Annotated in this window: 4 protein-coding genes and 2 pseudogenes; 3 read left to right on the top strand and 3 right to left on the bottom strand. The window is 70.7% G+C overall.

Annotation, left to right across the window (positions count from 1 at the left end; all coding sequences use genetic code 11):
- Positions 1-66 precede the first annotated feature (66 nt).
- Positions 67-471, bottom strand: a complete 405-nt coding sequence (locus NQU54_RS47570) for a VOC family protein (protein WP_257636489.1) — start codon at positions 469-471, stop codon at positions 67-69.
- A gap of 196 nt (positions 472-667) precedes the next feature.
- Here NQU54_RS47570 and NQU54_RS47575 point away from each other — a divergent pair.
- Together NQU54_RS47575 and NQU54_RS47580 are read left to right on the top strand one after the other, a co-directional pair.
- A pseudogene (locus tag NQU54_RS47575) lies at positions 668-1,537 on the top strand (GlxA family transcriptional regulator); the annotation flags it as partial.
- A pseudogene (locus tag NQU54_RS47580) lies at positions 1,536-1,961 on the top strand (DJ-1/PfpI family protein); the annotation flags it as partial. The pseudogenes NQU54_RS47575 and NQU54_RS47580, both read left to right, overlap by 2 nt.
- Before the next feature lie 208 nt (positions 1,962-2,169).
- Here NQU54_RS47580 and NQU54_RS47585 read toward each other — a convergent pair.
- Entirely contained in the window at positions 2,170-4,740 is a 2,571-nt protein-coding gene (locus NQU54_RS47585) for an ABC transporter permease (RefSeq protein WP_257636490.1), read from the bottom strand.
- Positions 4,737-5,525: an ABC transporter ATP-binding protein gene (locus NQU54_RS47590; protein ID WP_257636491.1), complete on the bottom strand. Its 789-nt coding sequence runs from the start codon at positions 5,523-5,525 to the stop codon at positions 4,737-4,739. Before NQU54_RS47590 ends, NQU54_RS47585 begins: the two co-directional genes overlap by 4 nt.
- A gap of 453 nt (positions 5,526-5,978) precedes the next feature.
- Between NQU54_RS47590 and NQU54_RS47595 the strand changes: the two genes are divergently transcribed.
- A complete protein-coding gene (locus NQU54_RS47595; RefSeq protein ID WP_257636492.1) occupies positions 5,979-7,541 on the top strand; it encodes an MFS transporter in 1,563 nt (520 codons plus the stop codon).
- Positions 7,542-7,862 lie beyond the last annotated feature (321 nt).

A 7,862-nucleotide genomic window follows, 5' to 3' on the forward strand; every position in this document is an offset into this window, starting at 1 on the left:
GTTTCGCGGACCGGCCCTTCAACCGGCGCCCGACCGGCTCCTGATCAGTTCCTGACCAGGTTCCGGTCAGCCGTTCTCGACGACCATCAGCGCGTTGCCGTCCGCATCCCGGAAGCTGAACATCGGCGGCACCGGCGCGCCCCAGCGCTGGACCTCCGGGTCGGTGTCGACGCCGCGCGAGCGCAGCGTCGCATGGTCGGCGTCGATGTCCTCGGAGGTGAGGATGATGCCGGTCTCGTAGCCAGGCCCCGGTCCCTTGCCGTCCTCGCGCGGCAGGACGAGCGCGATCCCGGTCGGGGCGCCCGCCGGGCCCACCTCGATCCAGCGGTGACCGTCGCCGTAGGGCATGTCAGCACGCTTCTCGAAGCCGAGCGTGCCCACATAGAACTCCAGCGCCCGGTCCTGATCGGCGACGGTGACAGCGACCCGGCCCACCTCGGCGAGCCGGGTGCCTTTCGCGGTCTCGGTCATGGTGATCTCCCTTGGAGTGTTGCGTTCACCTTCCGAGACCCCGGTACGCCGTGAAACTCATCGGTCCCCGGCGCGGAGATCTCCGCCGTACCGATCAGCGGTTGACGAAGGCGAGGTCCGTGCGGCCCCGGCCATGGCAGGAAAGGTGGGAAACCCGTCATTGCTGCCGTGATCGCACGCTGCCAGGCTGAGCCGCATGAAATCCCGCAGCGTGCTCATCGTTGTCTATGACGGTGTGCAGAGCCTCGATGTGACAGGCCCCCTGGAGGTGTTCACGGGGGCGGGCGACGCCGCGGGGCGGCCGGGCGCGTACCGGGTCATGACCGCCGGGCCCGGTGGCGGGCCGGTGCGGACGTGCAGCGGGCTGCGTCTGCTGCCCGACACCGACCTCGCCGACGCCGGACCGCCGCACACCCTCCTGGTGCCCGGCGGCCGGGGCACGGCCGCCCCCGATCCGGCCGTGGTGCGGCGGATCCGCGAGCTGGCGCCCGGGGCGCGGCGTGTGGTGTCGGTGTGCACCGGGGCCTTCCTGCTCGCCGAGGCGGGGCTGCTGGCCGGGCGCCGCGCCACCACGCACTGGGCGTACTGCGACGCGCTCGCACGCCGTTTCCCGGATACGGCCGTCGCTTCCGAACCGATCTACGTCAGGGACGGGAACATCGCCACATCGGCCGGTGTCACGGCAGGCGTCGACCTGTCCCTGGCGCTGGTCGAGGAGGATCTCGGCCGGGACACCGCACTGCTGGTGGCCAGGCATCTGGTGATGTTCCTGCGCAGACCGGGCGACCAGACGCAGTTCAGTACGCGACTGGCCGCCAAGTTCGCCGAACGGCACGCGCTGCGCGAGGTCCAGCGCTGGATCGCCGAGCATCCGGACGACGATCTCTCGGTCGGCAGCCTCGCCCGCCGCTCGGCGCTCTCACCCCGCCACTTCGCCCGCGCTTTCGAGGTGGGGGTGACACCCGGGCGGTACGTGGACGCGGTCCGGCTGGAGACGGCCCGCCGTCGCCTCGAGGACACCGAGGACGGCGTCGAGGAGATCGCCCGGTCCTGCGGCTACGGCACCCGGCACCGCAAACCTCCTCTCGGACGAGCCGACGCTCAGCTGGATCCGCGACGTCGACACCGCCACCACCTGGACCACCTCGGTCTGCTCCGGCTCCCTCCTGCTGGCCGGTGCCGGGCTGCTCACCGGGCGCCGGGCCACCTCGCACTGGATCTGCCTCGACGGTCTCGCGGCCTTCGGCGCCGTCCCGGTCACGGAACGAGTGGTCATCGACGGCAAGTACGCCACCGCCGCGGGTGTCTCGGCCGGTATCGATTTCACGCTGCGTCTGACCGGGCGGATGGCGGGGGACGAGGTCGCCAAGGCCATCCAGCTCGTCATCGAATACGACCCCCAACCGCCCTACGCCGCGGGCTCGACCGCCACCGCGCCCGCCCATCTCGTGGCGGCCCTGCGCGCGAGCGACCTCGTCGTCAGTCTCTGAGCGGCCCCGGAAACCGCCGAGGAACCGCATCGGCCCGGAAGCGCGAGAGTCCGGAACGCGAAAGCCGACTCGGAAAAATCAGCCCGAAAGAACGCGGCCGGCCCGATGCGCTCCCCTGTCGCGCACCGGGCCGGCCGGTCGGCCATCCGCCTCGCCCCCATGGAGGGCAGCGGCCTCATCTCCCCCGTCGGCCGCTCCGTCCCGTCGGCTACTCGGTGGCGATCGCGTTCAGCACATTCATCCGCGCCGCCCGGAACGCCGGGACCAGCGCCGCGATCAGGCCCACCACGGCGGAGCCGATGAAGACCGTGATGATCGTCGGCCACGGGATCTCCAGGGTCTTCAGACCCTCCAGCGCCAGCAGCTTCTGGGCCGTGGTCCCCCAGCCCATGCCGAGCCCCAGGCCCAGCAGGGCGCCGAAGAGCGCGATGACCACGGACTCCAGACGGATCATGCGGCGCATCTGGCGGCGGGAGACGCCGATGGCGCGCATCAGGCCGATCTCACGGGTCCGCTCGACGACCGACAGGGCCAGGGTGTTCACCACACCGAGGACGGCGACGATGATCGCCAGCGCCAGCAGCCCGTAGACCAGGTTGAGCAGCTGACCGACCTGGTCCTTGACCTCCTGCTTGTAGTCGGTCTGGTCGCGCACCTTCACCGACGGGTAGTGGTGCAGCTGGGCCTTGAGGGAGGCGTACGCCTGCTTCTCCTGGCCGTCCTTGGCCTGCGCCAGCATCATCACGTCCGCCGGGATCATCTTGGCGGGCACATAGCGCTCGACCGTGGCGATGTTGAGGTACATCGCGCCCTTGTCGAGGCTGACGTCGTCCGAGGTGATCGCGGCGACGGTCAGCTTGGCGGTCCGGCCCTCCTTGAAGTCGACGGTCAGGGTGTCGCCCCTCTTCACCTTGTGGTCCTTGGCGAAGCCCTCCGGCACCGACATGGCGTCCTTGCCGTACGCGGCGGCCAGGTCGCCCTCGACGACCGGGGTGCGCAGGTCCTCGGCGTACGTCGGGTCGGCGGCCGAAAGGCCCTTGGTGACCGTCTTGCCGTCGGGCAGGGTGATCTTGGTGCCCTCGATGTCCTTGGCCTCGCTGACGTGCTTGAGGCCCTTGGCCCCGTGCACCGCGTCCGCGATCCCCTTGGTGATCGGCTGGCCGGTGTCGGACTGGACGATGAAGTCCGCGCCCACCGACTTGTCCAGCTCGTCGGTGGCCGAGGCGACCATCGAGGAGCCCACCACCGACAGACAGGCGACCAGCGCCAGGCCGATCATCAGGGCCGCGCCGGTGGCGCCGGTGCGCCGCGGGTTGCGCAGCGCGTTGCGCTCGGCGAGCCGGCCGACCGGGCCGAAGATCCGCAGTACGACGGTGGCCAGCACACGGACCACCAGACCGGCCAGCAGCGGGCCGATCACGATGAAGCCGATGAGGGTCAGCACCACGCCGAGGCCCAGGAACATCGAGCCGTCGACCGCCTTGTCCGCGTTCCCGGCGACCACCAGGGAGGCCGCGCCGCCCGCGGTGAGCAGGGTGCCGATCGCGCCACGGATCCATCCGGACTTGGCGTCCGCCGGGGTGCCCGCGTCGCGCAGGGCCGCCATCGGGGAGATCTTCCCGGCCCGGCGGGCGGGGATGTACGCGGCGATGACGGTGACGACGACGCCGATGCCGACGCCGACGATGGGCGTGGTGGGCTTCACGGTCAGCTGGTCGGTGCTCAGGTGGAGCCCCGCGCTGCCCATGATCTTCATCAGGCCGACCGCGAGGCCGACCCCGCCGAGGACACCGAGGATCGAGCCGACGACGCCGAGCAGCAGCGCCTCGATCAGCACCGACCGGTTGATCTGCTTCCGGCTGGAGCCGATGGCCCGCATCAGGCCGATCTCACGGGTGCGCTGGGCGACCAGCATGGAGAAGGTGTTGACGATCAGGAAGATGCCGACCAGGACGGCGATCCCGGCGAAGCCGAGCATCGCGTACTTCATGACGTCCAGGAACGAGCCGATGTCGTCCTCGGCCTCCTTGCTGGACTCGGCCTTCGTCTGCACCTTGACCCCGGTGCCGAGGTCGGCCACGACGTTCTTCTTCAGCTGGTCGTGGCTGACGCCCGCCTGCGCGGTGAGCGAGTAGCTGGAGTACACCCCGGCGGCGCCGAGCAGCTTGCGCTGCGCGGTGTCGGTGTCCATGTAGATCAGCGTGGCGCCGGGGTTGGTCACCTGGAACGTGGCGATGCCGACGATCTTCGCGCGGAACTCGCCGGGAATGGCGATGATCCGCACCTCATCGCCCAACTCCAGCTTCTTGTTCTTGGCGGTGTCGGCGTCGACCATGATCTCGGTCGGGCCACGCGGCGCATGGCCGGAGGTGATCTCGACCGAGCGCTTCTCGGTCGGGTCCCAGCTGGTGCCGATGGTCGGGGCGCCGGTGTCCGAGCCGATGCTGTTGTCATCGCGGTCGGCGGCGGTCACGGACTGGCTGGTGACGTCGCCGGTCACCGACTTGACGCCGTCCACCCGCTTCAGCTGCGCCAGCTCCGCACCGGGCAGACTACGGATCCGGCCCTGCCGGGTGTCCTTGTCGCTGACGCCCTTCGGGCTGACCGTGACATCGGATGCCGTGCTCGCGAAGAGCTTGTCGAACGTGGCATTGGTGGTGTCGGTGAAGACGAGCGTGCCGCAGACGAACGCCACCGACAGCAGCACGGCGATCGCGGACAGCGCCATCCGCCCCTTGTGGGCGACGAAGTTGCGCATCGAGGTCTTGAGGACGGTCATGACACCCGTCCACGCGCGTCGAAGTGCTTCATGCGCTCAAGGACCAGGTCGGCCGTCGGGTTGTACATCTCGTCGACGATCCGGCCGTCGGCCAGGTACAGCACGCGGTTGGCATAGGAGGCGGCGACCGGGTCATGGGTGACCATCACGATGGTCTGACCCAGCTCGTCCACCGACCGCTTCAGGAAGCCCAGCACCTCGGCACCGGCCCGCGAGTCCAGGTTTCCGGTCGGCTCGTCGCCGAAGATGATCTCGGGGCGGGCGGCGAGGGCACGGGCCACGGCGACCCGCTGCTGCTGACCGCCGGAGAGCTGGTTCGGCCGGTGCTTGAGCCGGCCGGCCAGACCCACGGTCTCCACCACCCGGTCCAGCCAGGCCCGATCGGGCTTACGGCCCGCGATGTCCATCGGCAGCGTGATGTTCTCGATCGCGCTGAGCGTCGGCAGCAGGTTGAACGCCTGGAAGATGAAGCCGATCCGGTCCCGGCGCAGCTTGGTGAGCTTCTTGTCCTTCAGCTTGGTGATCTCGGTCTCGTCTATGTAGATCTCCCCTGAGGTGACCGTGTCCAGACCGGCCAGGCAGTGCATCAGGGTCGACTTGCCGGAGCCGGACGGGCCCATGATCGCGGTGAACTGACCACGCGCGATGTCCACGTCCACATGGTCGAGCGCGACCACCCGGGTCTCCCCGGAGCCGTATGCCTTGACCACCTGACGCGCACGGGCGGCGACGGCCGTATGTCCTCCGCTGCCCCCGGTCCTGGGAATCGATACAGCCGTTGTCACGGTCTTTCTCCTTAGGTGTCCGATCGGCGATCTCCGTTCCCCGATCACCGCATCAAGACTGCCGCGATCCGGGAACCTCCGCGATGGGGAATGACTCCCTCTCAGCGGTGGGGCTAGCCCCACCCCCTCGGTCGCGCAGCCCGTAGCAACCTTATGAAGTGGGGAGGACGGGCTCCTCATCCGCCCGGACGAACCGGGAGTAGGAGTACAGGGTGGGCATCCCCTAGGGGAGTGAGTCCTGAGGCCGACCCGGACTCGGGGTCGATCCTGCACCCTGCCGCCGCGTGAGGCTCAAGTCGGGCCTTCTGGGCAGCCCGGATGCGTTCTTCCCCCGCCCCGGTCCGGCATGGAATCGTGGGTAGTACAAGAATCGTCGTACGAGAGTCAGGGACACGTGCCGGCGCGGACCGGCGAAGGGAGCGCGCCAGCGTGGGCGGCACCGCACGACGGCCGATGGACGCGGACCCCAGGCCCCCCGCACCCCAGCCACCTCCCGCGACTCCCACCCCCCGAGGCCGTCGCCCGGTCGCCGCCGCCCTGATGCTCGGCATGGCGCTGGCCGCGCTGGACTCGACCATCATCTCCACCGCCGTACCGCAGATCGTCGGCGATCTCGGCGGCTTCTCCGTCTTCTCCTGGCTCTTCTCCGGCTATCTGCTCGCGGTCACCGTCTCGCTGCCGCTGTACGGGAAGCTCTCCGACACCTTCGGCCGTAAACCCATCCTGCTCGCGGGCATCGTGGTCTTCGTCATCGGCTCACTGCTGTGCGCCGGCGCCTGGAACATGGCGTCCCTGATCGCCTTCCGGGTCGTCCAGGGGCTGGGCGGCGGGGCGCTCCAGGGCACCATCCAGGTCGTCGCCGCCGATCTCTACCCGCTCAAGGAGCGCCCGAAGATCCAGGCCAGGCTCTCCTCGGTCTGGGCGCTCTCCTCGGTGGCGGGCCCCGCGATCGGCGGACTGCTCGCCGGATACGCCGACTGGCGCTGGATCTTCCTCATCAATCTGCCGGTCGGCGCCCTGGCGCTCACCCTGATCGCCCGCCATCTGCACGAGCCGGTACGGCACCGGGAGAGCCGCCCGAAGGTCGACTGGGCCGGGGCGCTAGGCGTCTTCCTCACCGGCGGACTGCTGCTGACCGCGCTCGTCCAGGGCGGGGTGGCCTGGAGCTGGCTGTCCGCGCCCTCGCTCACCATGCTCGGCGGCGCCGCGGTGTGCGTCGCGGCCACCGTATGGATCGAACGGCGCGCCGCCGAGCCGATCATCCCCGGCTGGGTCTGGCGCCGCCGCACCATCTCGGCGGTCAACGTCGCCTTCGCCGCGCTCGGTCTGCTGATGATCGCCCCGACCGTCTTTCTGCCCACCTACGCCCAGTCGGTGCTGGGGCTCGGACCGATACCGGCCGGTTTCGTGCTGTCCACGATGACGCTGAGCTGGCCGATCGCGGCCGCGCTCAGCAGCCGGGTCTACAACCGCGTGGGCTTCCGGCGCTGCGCCATCACCGGTATGACGGCCGCCACGCTGGTCCTGGCCGCCTTCCCCTTCCTCCCCTACCCGGGCGCCCCCTGGCAGCCCGCGCTGATCATGCTGCTGCTCGGCGGCGCGCTCGGGCTCTTCCAGCTGCCGCTGATCATCGGGGTGCAGTCATCGGTCGAATGGGCCGAGCGGGGTACGGCCACCGCCTCGATCCTCTTCTGCCGCCAGGTCGGCCAGAGCGTCGGGGCGGCCCTCTTCGGCGCCGTGGCCAACGCGACCCTGGCCTCGCGGCTCACCGAGGCCCCCGCCGCCATCCGGCCGGGGCTGCCCGACGACCTGGACTCGGTCTCCCGCGCCCTGGAGCACCCCGGCGCCCTCACCGACCAGGCCGCCGACTATCTGCGGCGGGCCGTGGACACCGCCGTGGACCACGTCTACCTGGGCTCGGCGACCGCCGCGCTACTGGCACTGCTGGCCCTGGTGTTCCTCGCCCCGCGCCGCTTTCCGATCCGTACGGAGGCGGAGGCGGACGCGGAAGCCTGAACGGCGGCCGGAGGCGACCGCGGCTGCCGTCGCGTGGGTCGGTCGGCGGTGCGCCGGTGCCTACAGGGTGTCCGACGGGCCTTTCCCCTCCCCGCCCCTTCCCGTTACCAAGGGCTCTGCCCCTGGACCCCCGGGATCCGGGGCGCAGCCCCGAGCGGGGGTCTGGGGCGGAGCCCCGGGCGGGGTCTGGGGCGGAGCCCCGGGCAGGGGCCTGGGGCGGAGCCCCGAGCGGGGGCCTGGGGCGGAGCCCCGAGCGGGGGCCTGGGGCGCAGCCCCGAGCAAGGGCCTGGGGCGCAGCCCCGAGCAAGGGCCTGGGGCGCA

Origin of the sequence: Streptomyces malaysiensis subsp. samsunensis, from assembly GCF_024519315.1 — a bacterium.
Classification (GTDB): Bacteria; Actinomycetota; Actinomycetes; order Streptomycetales; family Streptomycetaceae; genus Streptomyces; species Streptomyces malaysiensis.

Bases quoted from the DNA above. Each gene is read 5' to 3' on its own strand.
- NQU54_RS47585 (WP_257636490.1), bottom strand. From the start codon at position 4,740: ATGACCGTCCTCAAGACCTCGATGCGCAACTTCGTCGCCCACAAGGGG.
- NQU54_RS47595 (WP_257636492.1), top strand. From the start codon at position 5,979: ATGGACGCGGACCCCAGGCCCCCCGCACCCCAGCCACCTCCCGCGACT.
- NQU54_RS47570 (WP_257636489.1), bottom strand. From the start codon at position 471: ATGACCGAGACCGCGAAAGGCACCCGGCTCGCCGAGGTGGGCCGGGTC.